This window comes from Achromobacter sp. ES-001 (assembly GCF_019448355.1).
GTDB classification, from domain to species: domain Bacteria; phylum Pseudomonadota; class Gammaproteobacteria; order Burkholderiales; family Burkholderiaceae_B; genus Achromobacter; species Achromobacter spanius_B.
Map to the genome: position 1 here is coordinate 3,867,956 of NZ_CP079940.1, position 16,270 is coordinate 3,884,225.

At 65.1% G+C, this 16,270-nt stretch carries 16 protein-coding genes; 7 read left to right on the forward strand and 9 right to left on the reverse strand.

The window, feature by feature from the left end:
• Positions 1-66: 66 nt before the first annotated feature.
• The 4 genes from KYT87_RS17335 to KYT87_RS17350 all read right to left on the reverse strand — a co-directional run bounded on the left by KYT87_RS17335 (position 67) and on the right by KYT87_RS17350 (position 4,136).
• On the reverse strand, positions 67-1,065 hold the full coding sequence (locus KYT87_RS17335; RefSeq protein WP_162941234.1) for a tripartite tricarboxylate transporter substrate binding protein: 999 nt from the start codon (positions 1,063-1,065) through the stop codon (positions 67-69).
• Positions 1,066-1,162: 97 nt separating this feature from the next.
• Positions 1,163-2,191, reverse strand: coding sequence for an Ldh family oxidoreductase (locus KYT87_RS17340; protein ID WP_255594182.1), 1,029 nt, complete (start codon positions 2,189-2,191; stop codon positions 1,163-1,165).
• 137 nt (positions 2,192-2,328) lie between these two features.
• Positions 2,329-3,030 (reverse strand): FadR/GntR family transcriptional regulator, encoded by a 702-nt coding sequence (locus tag KYT87_RS17345; protein ID WP_162941334.1) that lies wholly within the window; start codon positions 3,028-3,030, stop codon positions 2,329-2,331.
• A gap of 176 nt (positions 3,031-3,206) precedes the next feature.
• Positions 3,207-4,136, reverse strand: coding sequence for a dihydrodipicolinate synthase family protein (locus KYT87_RS17350; RefSeq protein WP_046804718.1), 930 nt, complete (start codon positions 4,134-4,136; stop codon positions 3,207-3,209).
• Between the two features lie 165 nt (positions 4,137-4,301).
• Between KYT87_RS17350 and KYT87_RS17355 the strand changes: the two genes are divergently transcribed.
• The 3 genes from KYT87_RS17355 (at position 4,302) to KYT87_RS17365 (ending at position 7,444) form a co-directional block, all read left to right on the forward strand.
• Positions 4,302-5,303, forward strand: a complete 1,002-nt coding sequence (locus KYT87_RS17355; RefSeq protein WP_219990447.1) for a tripartite tricarboxylate transporter substrate binding protein — start codon at positions 4,302-4,304, stop codon at positions 5,301-5,303.
• Between the two features lie 74 nt (positions 5,304-5,377).
• Positions 5,378-6,349 carry a tripartite tricarboxylate transporter substrate binding protein gene (locus KYT87_RS17360; RefSeq protein ID WP_104144410.1) on the forward strand — a complete coding sequence of 324 codons (972 nt, stop codon included), beginning with the start codon at positions 5,378-5,380 and terminating at the stop codon, positions 6,347-6,349.
• 138 nt (positions 6,350-6,487) lie between these two features.
• On the forward strand, positions 6,488-7,444 hold the full coding sequence (locus tag KYT87_RS17365) for a 2-hydroxyacid dehydrogenase (RefSeq protein ID WP_219990448.1): 957 nt from the start codon (positions 6,488-6,490) through the stop codon (positions 7,442-7,444).
• A gap of 172 nt (positions 7,445-7,616) precedes the next feature.
• On the opposite strand, the gene KYT87_RS17370 is transcribed toward KYT87_RS17365, so the two are convergent.
• The 3 genes from KYT87_RS17370 to radA form a co-directional block, all read right to left on the reverse strand.
• Positions 7,617-7,853, reverse strand: coding sequence for a hypothetical protein (locus KYT87_RS17370; protein WP_046804722.1), 237 nt, complete (start codon positions 7,851-7,853; stop codon positions 7,617-7,619).
• 200 nt (positions 7,854-8,053) lie between these two features.
• On the reverse strand, positions 8,054-8,893 hold the full coding sequence (locus KYT87_RS17375) for a sulfite exporter TauE/SafE family protein (RefSeq protein ID WP_219990449.1): 840 nt from the start codon (positions 8,891-8,893) through the stop codon (positions 8,054-8,056).
• Positions 8,894-8,941: 48 nt separating this feature from the next.
• On the reverse strand, positions 8,942-10,303 hold the full coding sequence (radA, locus tag KYT87_RS17380; RefSeq protein WP_046804723.1) for a DNA repair protein RadA: 1,362 nt from the start codon (positions 10,301-10,303) through the stop codon (positions 8,942-8,944).
• A 351-nt stretch (positions 10,304-10,654) separates the two neighbouring features.
• Between radA and KYT87_RS17385 the strand changes: the two genes are divergently transcribed.
• A complete protein-coding gene (locus tag KYT87_RS17385; RefSeq protein WP_104144409.1) occupies positions 10,655-11,284 on the forward strand; it encodes a hypothetical protein in 630 nt (209 codons plus the stop codon).
• Between the two features lie 142 nt (positions 11,285-11,426).
• Complete coding sequence (gene hpaR, locus KYT87_RS17390; protein ID WP_104144408.1) at positions 11,427-11,897, forward strand: homoprotocatechuate degradation operon regulator HpaR; 471 nt, start codon at positions 11,427-11,429, stop codon at positions 11,895-11,897.
• 27 nt (positions 11,898-11,924) lie between these two features.
• Here the strand turns inward: hpaR and hpaD are convergent, their stop codons facing one another.
• Both hpaD and hpaE read right to left on the reverse strand, forming a co-directional pair.
• Entirely contained in the window at positions 11,925-12,776 is an 852-nt protein-coding gene (gene hpaD / locus KYT87_RS17395) for a 3,4-dihydroxyphenylacetate 2,3-dioxygenase (protein WP_219990450.1), read from the reverse strand.
• A gap of 22 nt (positions 12,777-12,798) precedes the next feature.
• A complete protein-coding gene (gene hpaE / locus KYT87_RS17400) occupies positions 12,799-14,265 on the reverse strand; it encodes a 5-carboxymethyl-2-hydroxymuconate semialdehyde dehydrogenase (RefSeq protein ID WP_219990451.1) in 1,467 nt (488 codons plus the stop codon).
• A 186-nt stretch (positions 14,266-14,451) separates the two neighbouring features.
• On the opposite strand from hpaE, the gene KYT87_RS17405 reads away from it, so the two are divergent.
• Together KYT87_RS17405 and KYT87_RS17410 are read left to right on the forward strand one after the other, a co-directional pair.
• Positions 14,452-15,498 carry a fumarylacetoacetate hydrolase family protein gene (locus KYT87_RS17405; protein WP_219990452.1) on the forward strand — a complete coding sequence of 349 codons (1,047 nt, stop codon included), beginning with the start codon at positions 14,452-14,454 and terminating at the stop codon, positions 15,496-15,498.
• A 10-nt stretch (positions 15,499-15,508) separates the two neighbouring features.
• Positions 15,509-16,264 carry a fumarylacetoacetate hydrolase family protein gene (locus KYT87_RS17410; protein ID WP_219990453.1) on the forward strand — a complete coding sequence of 252 codons (756 nt, stop codon included), beginning with the start codon at positions 15,509-15,511 and terminating at the stop codon, positions 16,262-16,264.
• Positions 16,265-16,270 lie beyond the last annotated feature (6 nt).

A 16,270-nucleotide genomic window follows, 5' to 3' on the forward strand; every position in this document is an offset into this window, starting at 1 on the left:
CCACTTCCAATGTCGCAAAATAAAAACCAGAAACAACGCGCCGGGCCATGACCCGGCGCGCCCGTATTAATCCATGCGCGCGCCCGATGCCTTGGCCGCCTTGCCCCACTTGGCGATTTCGTTATCGACAAACGCCGAGAACGACTTCGGGTCGTCGCCCACCACCACAAAGCCCACGCTTTCGAGCTTTTGACGGATCTCGGGCGACGCCAGGGCCTTTACCGTCGCCTGGTTCAAGCGCTGGATCACGGCAGGCGGTGTCTTGGCGGGCGCCGACAAGCCGAACCACGATTCAGCCGAAAAACCGGGATAGCCCGATTCCGCCACCGTGGGCGTGTCGGGATAAGCAGGGTTGCGCTTGGCGCTGGCCACGGCCAACGCGCGCAGCTTGCCCGACCTGACTTGCGGCAGCAGCGTGTCCTGATTCAAGAACATCACTGACACACGCCCGCCGATCATGTCGGTAATCGCGGCCGCGCCGCCTTTGTAGGGCACGTGCACCAAATCAATCTTGGCGTCTTGCTTGAGCATCTCCATGGCCAGATGGCCGGACGAGCCGCTACCCGAACTCGCATGCGTGTACTTTCCCGGATTTTCGCGCGCCAACTTGATGAAATCGGCGAACGTCTTGCCCGGAAACTCCATGTTCGCGACCAGCACATTGGGGCCGGTGGCCAGCAAGGAGATATGCGCGAAGTCGCTGTTGCGATACGGCATGTTCTGGTAGACCGCGTAGCTGATGGCGTTGGAGCCCACGCCCGATAGCAGCAAGGTATAGCCGTCAGGCTCTGCCTTGGCCACGACGTCCGATCCGATGTTGCCGTTGGCGCCGCCCTTGTTCTCGACGATGACGCTTTGGCCCAGCTCTTTGGACAGCTCGGCGGCCAGCAGTCGGCCGACCGAATCGGTGCTGCCGCCGGCCGGGAAAGGCACGATCAGCTTGACCGGTTTGGCGGGCCAGGCCGCCTGCGCCATGGCCGCCCCGGGCAATAGCGTCAGGGCACCAAGCGTGGCCGCCGCGAGCACGGCAAGGCGTCTGCGCGCCGAAGGTTTGGGTTGTTGCATGGTTGTCTCTTCCGTATGGTTTTTCTTGGGGAATGAGCCCGGTGGCCGGGTCTGCTGTTTTGGGTACAACAAAATCAGTGCAACAAGCGCCGTGCGATCAGATATCGTCCAGCAGATAGGGCGTGCCCGCGCGCTCGCAGATGCCGCGCAGGCGTTCGGCCAGGGCTGCCGAAATGGGTATGCCCGCGCGCAACCGACGCGCGCGCTCGGCCGCTTCGGGCTCGCCCGCCACCAGCACGGGTTCGTCGGGATTGGCGGGCGGCGTGTCGTGCAGCGCGTCGATCATGTCGTCCATATCGGATTCGAACGAGCCCGCCGCGCGGAACGCATCGGGGTTAAGCGCCAGGAAGAAGTGGCCCACGTCATCCGGTTCACCGGCCTTGCGCGTAGGCGCGCGGCGCGCGGCAAACGCGCTGCCGCTAAGCGTGCCGCCCAGAATCTGCGCCATCATGGCCAGGCCGTAGCCCTTATGGCTGCTCATTGCGGATGTGCCGCCCAAGGGAGTCAGCCCGCCTTCGGGCTGCTTGAAGATGTACTGCATGGCCGCGTCGGCATCGGTCACCGCCGCGCCCTGCCCGTCCACCGCCCAGCCGGGCGGCAAGGGCTTGCCCAAAAAGTCATACACCTTGACCTTGTTCGCGGCCACCGTCGTGGTGGCCATGTCCAGCACGAAAGGCTCGTTGTGCGCGGCCGGGGCGCCGAACGCAATGGGGTTGGTGCCCAGCATGGGCATGGCGCCGCGCGTGGGCACCATGATGATGCCGTTGGCGCTGCTGGTCACCAGGCCAACCACGCCGCGTTCCACCGCGATGCGCGCGTAAACGCCGGCCGCGCCGAAGTGATGCGAATTGCAGACCGACACCGCGCCCACCCCGTGTTCCAGCGCCTTGTCCACGGCCAGATGCATGGCCTGCGCCGCCACCGGATAGCCCAGACCGCCCATGCCGTCGATCAGCGCACTGGCGCCGCTGTCGCGCACCACGCGCGCGCGGGCATCCAGCCGCAACGACCCGGCACGCCACTTTTCCTCGTACGAAGGCAGCATCGAAATGCCATGCGAATCAATTCCCAGCAGATCCGTCCGCGCCATCAGGCCGGCGGTGGTGTGGGCCAGGTCTTCGTCCATGCCCCACGCTTGCAAGACCTGCAATATCTGTTCAAGCACCTGCTCTACCGGCACGTTTCTCGCTGTTGCTCCATTGCCTTGCACGGGTTGTCTCCGTTTGATGTGGTGAAGGGCGGCGGCGCGCCACGCGGGATGGATCAGTCGCGTTCGCGGTCCACCAGCCGATGGCGCGCCTGCCCCAGGTGAAACTGCATGGCGACGCGGGCGCGCTCGCTGTCCTGTTCGCGGATGGCGTCCAGGATGGTGGCGTGCTCGTCCACGACACGCTGCGCGCGCTGGCGCGAGCCGGTGCGGGTCAGGCTCAACGTCAGGCGCATGAAACCGTTGATGGATTCGTGGATGCTTTCCAGCACGCCCAGATAAAAATCATTGCCGCTGGCTTCGGCGATGCTGGCGTGGAAAGCCAGGTCGGCCTCGGGCGAGACCTGGCCATGCGTCAGGCTGTCCGCAAAGGCCGCGTGCGCGTCAGTGATCTTCTTGAGCTGTTCGTCGGTGCGGCGCAGCGCCGCCAACCGCGCGGCATCGCCTTCCAGCGCCACGCGCACCTCTTGTGCGCGCAGGTACGCGCTGACGTTCTGCACATCGTTGAACGTTTTCAGGCGTGGCGCGGGCTGGTGGCTGACGAAGGTGCCCAGCCCCTGATGCGCGGTGATCAGGCCATCGGCGCGCAGCCGCAGCAGCGCTTCACGCACCACCGGCCGCGAGACCCCGAAGCGTTCCGATATTTCGTTTTCGGACGGCAGCTTGTCGCCGACATTGAGCCCGCCCGACACGATCTGTTCGAAGATTTGCCCGTAGACCTGGTCCGCCAGCCGCACCCGGTGTCCCCGTTCAAGCACATGGGAACCGGCGGCTTCGGCCTCGGCCGGCGCTTGCGGTTCGGATGATGGTGTTGCTTTGGATCGGGCCACGAAACCTCCTGAATGCGTAAGGCCTGCCCGCCTTTACGCGGACAGCGCCCATCGTACCGCCAACCGGCGGCAAGACGGGCGATGCGCGGCCGAGCCGTTCACGTTCAGGCCGCCACGGCTTCCCGGTCCCAGGCCGCCAACTCGCGCGCGACGGGCGCCACGCGTTCGCGTTCGGCGCTGGAAATGCCGGTCAGCAGCGGCAACATGGGACCCATGTTCGCCACGCCGGACAAGGTCACCGCGTCGTGCAGCACGCGGATCGGGCTGATGCCGTCGCGGCAGTCTTCCAGGCCCAGATAATGTTGGCGCACGGATTCGGCTTCGTCGTAGCGGCCATCGCGCAGCAGATGCAGCAAGCGCATGGACCCGCGCGGGGCGATGCAGACCGAGCCCGACGTGAAGCTCTTCAAGCCGAAATCGCGATAGTGCACGATGGCGGGGCGTTCACCGATGCCGCTGACGATCCAGCGCGCGTCCACCGCTTGCAGCATCGACGACAGGTACGCGTCCTTGGCCGGTTCATCGCGCACCACGGCGTACTTGAACGCGGCGATGCGGCCTTCTTCGATCAAGCGCGCGGCGGTCTCGGGGGCCAGGTAGTCGGCCGACTTGATATAGACCACGGCCGGCTTGCCCAGCGCATCGGTAAAGCGGCGCACGCCGTCGGCCAGGCCGGCGTCCGTGTACGGGAACGACATCGGCAACAGCATGGCGGTGGGAAACGCGCGCGAACGCAGGATGGCGGCCTGGTCCATCATCTTGCCGTAGTCGGGGCCGACCGACGGCAGGATCCATGTGTCCGCGCCGGCCAGGCCGGCCAGCATGTCCACGATGCGCGCGTATTCGCTGACGCCCACGTTGTAGAAATTGGCGTTGCCGCCGTACATGACGTTGCGCACGCCGCCCGCTTCCAGATGGCCAAGCAGGGCCTTGTTGGCGGCTTCGTTCAGCGAAAGATCGTCGTGGCGCGCCAGCGGCGGCACGGCAATGACCGAGCGTTGCAAGTCCTGCGCGGTGACCGGGGAAGTTTTCATGGACGGGCTCCTGGCTGATCCAGTTGTCAGATAAGTAAGGTGAAAAAAGTATACTTGGTTGACAAGCATATTCTCAATACCTATATTTGTTTGACAAGTGAAACGGCATCACCAAAACATCCCACAAACGATGCGCGGCCACGCGCACACCGAGGAGACAACACCATGCATGCCCTATTCGCGCGACGCCGGCTGCTCGCTGCCGCCAGCCTCACGGCCATCGCCTTGACCTTGCCCGCCGCGCAGGCCCACGCCGACTATCCCGAACGCGACGTGAAGATCATCGTGCCCTTCCCTGCCGGCGGCACCGCCGACATCGCCGCGCGCGTGGTGGCTGCGGAACTGGGCAAAAGCTGGAACAAATCAGTGGTGGTCGACAACAAGGCCGGCGCGGGCGGCAACGTGGGCACGGCCGAAGCCGCGCGCGCCACGGCCGACGGCTACACCTTGCTGATGGGCACCGTCAGCACGCACGCCATCAACCAGTCCGTCTACAGCAAGCTGCCGTACGACCCGGTGAAGGACTTCGTACCGGTCACGCTGGTCATCCCGGTGCCGAACATTCTTGAACTGAATCCCAAATTCGCGGACAAGCATGGCATCCGCACGGTGGCGGACCTGATCAAATACCTGAAGGCCAATCCCGACAGCGTCAACATGGCGTCCACCGGCAACGGCACGTCCACGCACTTGTCGGGCGAACTGTTCCAGACAATGACGGGCACGCGCATGACGCACGTGCCCTACAAGGGCAGCAGCCCCGCGCTGACCGACGTGATGGGCGGTTCGGCCGACCTGATCTTCGACAACCTGCCTTCGTCCATGGGCTACATCAAGGGCGGCAAGCTGCGCCCGCTGGCCGTCACCACGACCGCCCGCTCGCCCGCGCTGCCCGACGTGCCCACGATGGCCGAAGCCGGCGTAAAGGGCTACGAGGCATCCAGCTGGTTCGGCCTGTTGGCGCCTGCCGGCACGCCGCCCGCCATCGTGGAAAAAATCCAGCGCGACGTGGCCGCGGCCTTGCAGCAAGAGCCGGTGCGCGCGCAGTTGCAGGCGCAAGGGGCCACGCCGTCGGGCAACACGCCTACGCAGTTCAAACAGTTCATGGCGCAAGAGACCGTCAAGTGGGCCGAGGTGGTGAAAGCCTCGGGCGCGAAAGTCGACTGAACCAACGCAGATTCAGGCCCGTGCGCAACGCGTGAGCGCCGGGCTTTTCATCACCACGCGAACCAGGAGACAACATGAATAAACTGTTCTGCGCGGCTGCCGCGGCGGGCGCCGTTCTACTTGCCGGACCCGCGGCGCAGGCCGCCGGTTATCCGGAAAAGCCGGTCACCATGATCGTGCCCTTCGTGCCGGGCGGCTCGTCCGACATCACCGCGCGCTCGGTCACGCCCGCGCTGACCAAGATCCTGGGCCAGACCTTCGTGGTCGAGAACAAGCCCGGCGCCAACAGCGCCATCGGTGCACAGGCGCTGGCCCGCAGCACGCCCGACGGCTACACGATGATGGTGGGCTCGATCGGCACCTTCGCCATCAACGAGGCGCTGTACAAGAACCTGTCCTACAACCCCAGCAAGGACTTTGCTTACCTGACGCAGGCGGTGCGCAACCCCAATGTGCTGGTCGCGTCTCCCAACTTTCCCGCCAGCACGGTGGCCGAACTGGTGGCCTATGCCAAGAAGAATCCGGGCAGCGTGTCGTACGCGTCGTCCGGCACCGGGTCGTCCGACCACCTGTCGGCGGTGCTGTTTCGCCAGCGCACGGACAGCACGGGCGTGGACGTGCCCTACAAGGGCGGCGGCGCTGCCATCGCGGACCTGATCGGCGGACAGGTGAACGTGTCGTTCCAGAACCTGGGCGCGGTGCAAAACCACATCAAGGCCGGCAAGCTCAAGGCGCTGGCCATCACCGGCGATGCCCGAGCGACCGACCTGCCCAACGTGCCGACCTTGGCCGAAGCCGGCATCAAGGACATGGTGGTGTATTCGTGGCAAGGCTTTGCCGTGCCCAAGAACACGCCGCCGGCAGTCGTTGAACAGCTGTCCAAGGCTTTGCAGACGGCGTTGCGCGACCCGAAGACCGAGCAGACGCTGCAAGGCCTGGGCTTTGAAGTCGTGGCGAATACTCCGCAGCAGTTCACCGCCTTCCAGCAAGGCGAGGTCAAGCGTTGGAAGGACGTCATCCAGAAGGCGAACATCCAGCTGGAGTGAAAACCGCCACGCCCGATCAAGGCCAAGGCCAGGGCCAGGGCCAGGCAACCGCGAGGGGATGCCTACGGGCATCCCCTCAGCGGTTTTCAAGGTCGAATCAAGTAGCATGACCGTTTTGCCACCCATCCGTACGACAACATGACCACCAAGCATCGCATCATCCAGGTCGGCTCGCTGGCCGGCTCGCCTTCCGCCAACAAGAACCTAGCCGAGCGCTATGACGTCGTGGAGCTATGGAAATTCCCCGACCGCAAGGCGGCCTTGGCTGAACATGGCAAGGGCATCACCGCCGTCGTCACGTCGGCCAACTTTGGCGCGGACGCCGAACTGATCAACGCGCTGCCCGACCTGAAAGCCATTTGCAGCTGGGGCGTGGGCTATGAAACCATCGACGTGGACGCCGCCAAAAAACGCGGCGTGCAGGTCAGCAACACGCCGGACGTGCTGACGGACTGCGTCGCGGATCTGGCCTGGGGCTTGTTGATCGCGGGTGCGCGCCGCATGGGCCAGGGCGAACGCTTTGTGCGCGCCGGCCAATGGGGTCAGGTGCACGGCAGCATCCCGCTGGGCCAGCGCGTCAGCGGCAAGAAGCTGGGCATCGTGGGCCTGGGCCGCATCGGCGAAGCCATCGCCAAGCGTGGCACGGGTTTCGACATGGACGTGCGCTATCACAACCGCAGAAAGCGCGACGACATCGCGTACGGCTACGAAGCATCGCTGGTGGACCTGGCCGCGTGGGCGGACTTCCTGGTGGTCGCCACCGTGGGCGGGCCCAGCACGCGCCACCTGGTCAACCAGGCCGTGCTGGAAGCGTTGGGTCCCAAGGGCATCATCGTCAATATCGCGCGCGGGCCGGTCATTGACGAGGCCGCGCTGGTGGCCGCACTGGAAGCGGGCAAGCTGGGCTGCGCGGCGCTGGACGTGTTCGAGCACGAACCCAAGGTGCCGGACGCGTTGAAGACCAGCGACAACGCCGTCGTGCTGCCGCACATCGGCAGCGCCACGCTGGAGACCCGCCTGGCCATGGAAAACCTGATGCTGGACAACCTGAAGGCGTACTTCGACACGGGCCACGTGATTACGCCGGTGGAATGAACGCGGCCGCGCGATGGCGCGGCCAAGCAGATAGCAAAAAAGAAAGCAAAAAACAGAAAGCAAAAACGAAAAAGCCTCTCGGTGCCCATACCGAGAGGCTTTCGACTTTCCGGCCCCAAGAGGTCGGTAGTCTTCCTGCAAAGGAACTACATCGGGCTTTTCAGCCCCCTGCCTACTTCGCCGGCGTCGTGGCGCCGGAATGGTCCATCTTTGATGCGCCTGATTTCGCGGCCGCCGGTTTGGCGGACGTTTTGTCAGACTTGTGATGCTTATGCTGCGCGTGGGTCTTGGTATCACCCGCCTTGGTCGTGGCATCGGCGCCCGCCGCGAACGCCGAAGGCGCAGCAGCAAGACCGAGGCACAAGGCCGAGGTGGATAAGAACGCAGCGATACGGGAGTGAGTCGTCATTACATGAACTCCTGAATGTGCAAGGCCGAAGCCTAACCGACACGGGGCGGCAACATCGCCGCTTACCCCGTACTCCGTTTGAAGTTCACCGGCTGCGAAGGTTCAACGCGGAACCAGAAAATTTCGGCTGCTAACGCTTGGAAATATGGCTTCAGGATATGGCTTAAGGATATGGCTTGAAGTTATGCCTACGGTTATGCCTACGACTCAAACGCCAGCAAGGCCACGGTGGCGAACAGCATCAACGCAAAGCAGACTCTCAGCTTGCGTTCAGGCAGCTTGTAGGCCAGGCGCACACCGACCGGCACGAACAGCAGGCTGCCGATGGCCAAGGGCACGCCCACCGTCCAGTCCGCCTGGCCGGCCCATGCATACGTGATCAGCGCGATGGTCGATCCGGGGATCACCATGCTTAGGGCCAAGGCCTGCGCCACCGTCTGCGGCAAGCGGAACACCGTGGTGATGATGGGCACGGCCAGCACCGCACCGCCCACGCCGAAGAAGCCACCCAACGTGCCGCACAGCATGCCCAGCACGCTGGCGCGGCGCGGGGTGAAGACCGGTGCACGCTTGTGGTCGGACTGCGGCTTGTGGTTGGAGTGCAGCTTCTGGTCGGACTGCGCTTTGGACGGCGCTTGCCCTGCTGCACGGCGCGCGGCAAGGCGGCCCGCACGCCAGGTCTGCCAGACGTAGAACAGCGCGATAAAGAACAGGAACACGGCGAAGCTTCGACGCAGCACGCTGGAATCAATGCCCAGCGCCAGCCGCGCGCCCACCCACGTGAACACCACCGCGCCGGCCGCCCCGGCAGCCGCCACGCGCTTGTCGATGCGCGTTTGCTGGTTGTATTTCCGCACCGCCATGATGATGGCGGGCAGCACCATGATCAGCGCGGTGCCCTGCGCCAACTGCTGCGACATGCCCATCAACAGCACCAGCGCCGGAATGGCGATGAGCCCGCCCCCGATGCCCAGCACGCCGCCCATGAAACCAATCAGGCTACCCGCGGCCAGGCACGCGGCAATCACTAACAGACTCACGTCTTGCTCCAACAGCCCTTGCCTGCGCGGCAAGGGGAAAACAGCGCGTCAGCGCAACTTGTCCAACGCGGCGTCCAGCCGGTCCACCGCCCAGATCTCCAACCCTTCAATGGGTTGGCGCGGGGCGTTGGCCTTGGGGATCAGCGCAATTGAAAAACCCAGCTTGGCGGCTTCGCGCAAGCGTTCCTGGCCGCGCGGCGCGGGACGGATCTCGCCGGCCAGACCAACTTCGCCGAACGCGATCAGGCCGCGCGGCAAGGGCTTGTCGCGCAGCGAGGACATGATGGCCAGCAGCACCGGCAAGTCGGCGGCCGGTTCGGTGATGCGCACACCGCCCACGGCGTTGACGAACACGTCCTGGTCAAACGTGGTGACACCCGCGTGCCGGTGCATCACCGCCAGCAACATGGCCAGCCGGTTGCCTTCAAGGCCCACCGTCAGGCGGCGCGGATTGGGCGAATGCGAACTGTCGACCAAAGCCTGGATTTCAACCAGCAGCGGGCGCGTGCCCTCTTGCGTGGCCATCACGCAGGACCCGGCCACCTGCTGCTCGTGCTGCGACAGGAACAGCGCGGACGGGTTGGCCACGCCGCGCAGGCCACGGTCGGTCATCGCAAAAACGCCCAGCTCGTTGACGGCGCCAAAGCGGTTCTTGAATGCGCGCACCAGCCGGAACGAGGAATGCGTGTCGCCTTCGAAATACAGCACGGTGTCCACAATGTGCTCCAGCACGCGCGGGCCGGCCAGCGCGCCGTCCTTGGTGACGTGGCCGATCATGACGATCGCGATGCCGGTCTGCTTGGCCAGGCGCGTCAATTGCGCCGCGCATTCGCGCACCTGCGACACCGACCCCGGCGCGGCGCTGAGTTCGCCGCTGTACAGGGTCTGGATGGAGTCGATAACGGCCACGGTAGGCTTCTGTTCGGACACGGCAGCCTGGATCGCTTCCAGGCGGATCTCGGCCAGCAGGTTCACGTTGCCCGTCTGCAAGTCCAGCCGGCGTGCGCGCAAGGCGACCTGTTCGGCCGATTCCTCGCCCGTCACATACAGCACGTTGGTGGTTTCGGACAGCGAGGCCAGCGCCTGCAACAACAGCGTGGATTTGCCGATCCCCGGATCGCCGCCGATCAGCACCACGGCGCCGGCGACCAGGCCGCCGCCCAGGACGCGGTCGAATTCGTCCAGCCCGGTCGGCTGGCGTGGTGTTTCGCGGGCTTCGATTTCAGACAGGCTGCGCACCGGGCTGGCAGAGGCCAGCGGCGCGTAACGGTGCGCGGCGGCGGCGGGCGTCGAGGACTCGACGGTTTCTTCCAGCGTGTTCCAGGCGTTGCAATGCGGGCATTTACCCTGCCACTTCGGGGTGGTGCCGCCGCAGTCGGCGCACACATATACGGTTCGGGATTTGGCCATGCGCGAAAGTGTACCGGCAAGCGCAAGATTTCAATCTGCTTTCAATAACAGGGCCGGGCCAAAATAACATCGCCGCCGTGCAAGAAAACCCCGCCCGGAATCGCGCAAATCGCGCATAATCGTCCAGTGCAGCGCATTGTCGAACCGCCCAGCCCAGGGCGGCATACCCGGCGCCGAACGCCCCTCAGGGCGCGGCAACGGGAATCGCGGCGCATTCGCCCTGCGGCCCTGGCCGCATAAACCGGAACACGACCCTAGCCACGACGAGACCGCCGGACCACCGGCGCGGCGCCCAGCAAGGTCAAACGCGTAGGCGTCTTGCCACCAGACGCCGCCGCGAGGAGTACGCGCATGAGCATTACCTATCGGCCCCCCTTCGACGAAGACGATGAACGGGATCTGCGCGCCCTGTACCGCAAGCCCGGACCCGGCAGCAGTCCCGAACTGGACGCGGCGGTACGTCGTGCCTGGCACCCCGGCCACAGCTGGCACCCCGGCTGGGCAGCCGCCGCCTGCGCCGCCATGGTCGCCGGCTTGTTCGCCTGGACGGACATGCGCGAAGCCGCGGACATGCACGAGCAGAATTCGCCGCTGACCGCTTCCCATGACAGCAGCACCGACCGCAACCCCGCTCCCATTGCATTGACGGACGCGTTGTCGGGCAAGTCGGCCACCGTGGCCCAACGCGTCTCTGCCCCCCAAAACGAACCTGCCGCTGTCCCGCCGCTACCGGCAGCCACCGCCGAACCGCAACCGCAAGCCGCCCCCGCGGGCGTTGCACAGGAAGGCGACGCCACCGCCACCGAGGTCGTGGCGTTCAGCGAAGCCGATATCGAAGCCCGCGTGGCGCACATCCGGCAGTTGGTGCAAGACGACCAGCAAGCCGATGCCGTGCAGGCGTTGCACGAACTGCAACAAGGCGCGCCCGACCTGGCCTTGCCCGACGACTTGCAGGAATTGGCGCAGCAGAATCCCGCCTGACGGCAGGGCATAGCGACGCCGCACTGCTTGCCCGCACCGCCGCCCGCCGCGCCCAGCAGGCGCCGCCGGCGGCGGTGTTGCGCGCATGACGCATCAAAATTTGTGGTCAAAAAATGGGCGGCTTCTTGCTAACATAGCCGCCATGAGTCCCAGCTTCCACCACCGCAATCTTCCCCACCTGCTGCTATACGCGCGCGAAACCCTGATGGCGCATTTCCGCCCCGTGCTGCACGCGGCCGGCGTCACCGAACAACAATGGCGGGTGTTGCGCACCCTTAGCGAAACGGGCGCAATGGAGCCCAACCAGATTGCGCGCAGTTGCCAGATTCTCAGCCCCAGCCTGACGCGGATGCTGGCCGGCATGGAAGAACAGGGCCTGATCAAGCGCGCCCGCTCCAGCGCGGACCAGCGTCGCCAGGAAATATCCCTGACGCCCAAAAGCCACAAACTGATCGACCGCATGCGCCCGCAGGTGGACGCGAAGTATCAGGAAATCGAGGCCAAGATCGGCAAGGAATTGCTCGACCGCCTGTATCAGGACGTGGACACAATGGTCGAGCTGATACGCCGTGACCCGCCCCCGGCCGACGCCAAGGAAACGGCCGACGCGTAGCAGCATCGGCCCGCCACCTGCCGAAACTTAGTCCGGCACCGGAAAGATCGCGTTGATCTGCCCCGTGCCCGAACTGGTGAAGTAGTCGGTGACGATTTCCACCGGCCTGTCGTAGCCGTCCCACCCCAGCAGGCCCAGCAGCATGGCGGTGTCGTGCATGCCGCCCTCGCCCACGCACAAATCGGCGTATTCGGGCAGCATGGCGCAAAACGTCTTCCAGTCGCCCTGGCGCCAAAGATCGACGACGCGCAAGTCCACCTGCTTGAAAAATTCGCGGCTGATCTGGTGCATCGCGGCTTCGGGGCTGTTGTTGTCGTTAAAGCGATGCGACAACGACCCGCTGGCCAACACGGCAACGCGGCTGTCGCTGGCCTGGATGGCTTGGCCCAACGCCGCGCCGAAGCGCCGGCTTTCGTCCAGGCTGTGCCAGGCGCACCATGCCGCTACCGACACCACCTTGAAGCGGCCATCGGCGTTCATGTAGCGCATGGGCACCAGCGTGCCGTATTCCAGTTCCAGGCTGTCGATTTCGTGGCTGCGCGTGCCCACGCCCGCCGCGTTGGCGCTTTCGGCGATGCGGCGACCCAGATCGGGGTTGCCGTCGTACGCGTAGTGCATGTCCTTGATAAAATGCGGCAGTTCGTTGCTGGTGTAGCAGCCCTTGAAGGCGCCGTTGGCGTTGACGTGATACCCCGCGTTCACCAGCCAGTGCACGTCCAGCACCACGATCGTGTCCACGTCCAGCTCGCGGCAGCGTTGGCCAATGATGCGGTGGCCCTCGATGGCGGCTTCGCGGCAACCGTGATGTTTGCCGGGAAGCTCCGACAAGTACATCGACGGCACGTGGGTCACCTTGGCGGCCAGTGCAAGCTTACCCATGATGGTTGTCTCCTTGTTGCATTCACACGCCCCATCTGGGGATGTGGTGGCTGCCCATCGACACGCACACGTTCTTGATTTCGGCGAACACCTCGTAGCTGTATTCCCCGCCTTCGCGTCCCGTGCCGGATTCCTTGGTGCCGCCGAACGGCTGGCGCAGATCGCGTACGTTTTGGCTGTTGATGAACACCATGCCTGCTTCGATGCCACGCGCCAAGCGGTGCGCGCGGCCGATGTCGCTCGTCCAGATGTACGAGGCCAGGCCGTATTTGACATCGTTGGCCAGCGCCAGCCCGTGGGCTTCGTCCTTGAACGGGATCAGGCAGGCGACCGGCCCGAAAATTTCTTCCTGCGCGCAACGCATGCGGTTGTCCACGTCGGCCAGCACCGTGGGCCGCACGAAATTGCCGCGCGTCAGATGGGCGGGCAACCCTTCCGGCTTGCCCGCGCCGCCCGCCAGGATACGCGCCCCTTCCTGTTCGGCCAGCTGAATGTAGCCGGTGACCTTTTCCCAATGCTGACGCGTGATCATCGCGCCCACGTGAGTGGCCTCATCAGCCGGGTCGCCGACCACCAGGCGCTGGGCGCGCGCGGCGAACTTTCGCACGAAATCGTCGTAGATGGATTGCTGCACGAAGATGCGCGAACCCGCGGTGCAGCGTTCGCCGTTCAGCGAAAAAATCGTGAACAGCGCCGCGTCCAGCGCGCGGTCGACATCAGCGTCGTCAAAAATCAGCACGGGCGATTTGCCGCCCAGCTCCATCGAATATTTCTTGATGCCGCCCGCGCTCGCCATGATTTTCTTGCCGGTGACCGTGCCGCCGGTGAACGAGATGGCGCGCACGCCCGGATGCCGCACCAGCGCATCGCCCGCGTCCGCGCCATAGCCCTGCACCACGTTCAGCACGCCGGCGGGAATGCCGGCTTCAAGCGCCAGCCGGCCCAATTGGTCGGCGGTCAGCGGGGACAATTCAGACATCTTCAACACGGCGGTATTGCCCAGCGCCAGGCACGGCGCCGTCTTCCACGTGGCCGTCATGAAAGGCACGTTCCACGGTGACACCAGCGCGCACACGCCCACCGGCTGATACAGCGTGTAGTTCAGCATTTGATCGTCCACCGGATAGGTGTGGCCGTTCATGCGGGTGCAGACTTCGGCAAAGAAATTGAAGTTCTCGGACGCGCGCGGAATCAGCTGTTTGCGCGTTTGCGAAATGGGCAGGCCCGTGTCCTGCGTTTCTAGTTCGGCCAGGTGCGGCACGTTGGCGTCGATAAGTTCGCCCAGGCGGCGCATCAACCGCGCGCGCTCCTTGGCGGGCGTGCTGGCCCACTTGGGAAACGCGTCCGCCGCCGCCGCCACGGCCGCGTCGATTTCTTTCTGCCCGCCCGCCGCCACTTCGGCAATGGCCTCGCCCGTGGCGGGGTTGTAGGTGACGAAGCGGTCAGCGCTATCGACCTGCTGGCCGTTGATCCAATGCTTGATGCTCACGTGCGGCTCCTCGTTCTTATCGCGGCGCAATGCGTCGCCCCATTTAATTAACACGTTAACTTTATGCTGCCGGGATGGCGCTGTCAACGGCGGGATTCCCGGGTCGCATCGCGCGTCTGGCGCATTGCCGTCGATCCGCTTTCCCGCTATTCTAATTAACATGCTAACTATTTTGGCGGAGACACCATGCCCCATATCTGGATCGAGTATTCAGGCAACCTTGCCCTGGATACCCGTGCGCTGATGCGCGCGGTGCAAGGCGCCGCCGTCGGCGACGGCAGCTTGTTTCCGCTGGCAGGCGCCCGCACCCGGGCACTGCGTGTGGACGACTGCCTGATCGTGGACGGCCACCCCGACAACGCGTTCGTGCACGTGGTGCTGCGCATCGGCCACGGCCGCACCGACGCGCAAAAGGCCGCGTTGGGCGAGCGGGTGTTCCTGGCGCTGAACACCGCGCTGGCGCCGCACCTGGCCATGCGGCCCTTGGGCATTTCGATGCAGATCGAAGAAGCGGACCCGGTGCTGAACTACAAGCACAACAACTACCGCCACTATCTTGCGCAGCGCGCCGAAGCGGCCAGCGCGGCCTTGGCGCAGCCGCCGCGCACCGTGGTCGGCGTGGCGCTCAACACGCGCCAGTCGCTTGACGCATTGGGCGACGCCGTCAACGCGCCGCCCTACAAGGCCGCCCCGCGCGCACCCGTGCTGTACATCAAGCCCGCCAACACCTATGCGCGCGACGGCGACACCATCACGCTGCCCGCCGATGTGCAAGAGGTGCAGGTAGGCGCCTGCCTGGGCGTGGTGTTCGCGCGCCGCGCCAGCCGCGTCAGCCAGGCGGATGCGCTGGACTACGTGGCGGGCTATCGCGTGGTGGCGGACCTTTGCGTGCCGCACGACAGCTATTTCCGGCCCGCCCTTAAACAACAGTGCCGCGATGGGTTCTGCCCCATCGGCGACACGCTGGCGCCGGTATCGCCGGCAATCAATCCGGATGCGTTGGACATCGAAGTGCTGGTGGACGGCGTTGTCAGGCAGCGCGCCAGCACGGCCGACCTGTTCCGCCCCGTTGCGCGGCTGATCGCCGACGTGACCGAATTCATGAGCTTTGACGCCGGCGACATCCTGCTGGTGGGTACGCCGCACGATGCGCCACGCGTGCGCGCGAGGCAACGCTATGACATCCGCATCGCGCAGGTCGGCACGCTGGGCAACACGTTGGCCGCAACCTGAGGACATCACCATGAAACACGCACGCATCGCTTACGAAGGCGTCATCCACTCCGTCACCGAAGCCGACGGCGCGCCGGGCAGCGTACGGCTGCCGGACGGGCGCGTCCTGGCCGAAGACGCGGTGACATGGTTGCCGCCCATCGAACCGCGCACCACCTTCACACTGGCCATCAATTACGCGGATCACGCCAAGGAACTGGCGTTCAAGGCGCCCGACGAGCCGCTGGGTTTTCTGAAAGCCGCCAACACGTTCGTGGGCCATCGCGCGCACACGCTGCGCCCGGCCGACGTGGCCTTCATGCACTACGAGTGCGAGCTGGCCGTGGTCATCGGCAAGACGGCGCGCAACGTCACGCGCGGGCAGGCGTACGACTATGTCGCGGGCTACACGGTGGCCAACGACTATGCGCTGCGCGACTACCTTGAAAATTGGTATCGCCCCAACCTGCGCGTGAAAAACCGCGATACCGGCACGCCGCTGGGCCCCTGGCTGGTGGACCGCGACGATGTGCCCGACCCCATGAACCTGACGCTGCGCACCACGGTCAACGGCGTTCAGACCCAGCTTGGCAACACGCGCGACATGGTGTTCGACGTGCCCGCGCTGATTGAATATTTCAGCAGTTTCATGACCTTGTCCCCGGGCGACCTGATCCTGACCGGCACGCCGGACGGCATCGTCAACGTCATGCCCGGCGACGTGGTCGTGACGGAAATCGAAGGCGTCGGAAGGCTGGTCAACACGCTGGCGCCCTTCCCGTCTTAACCCTAA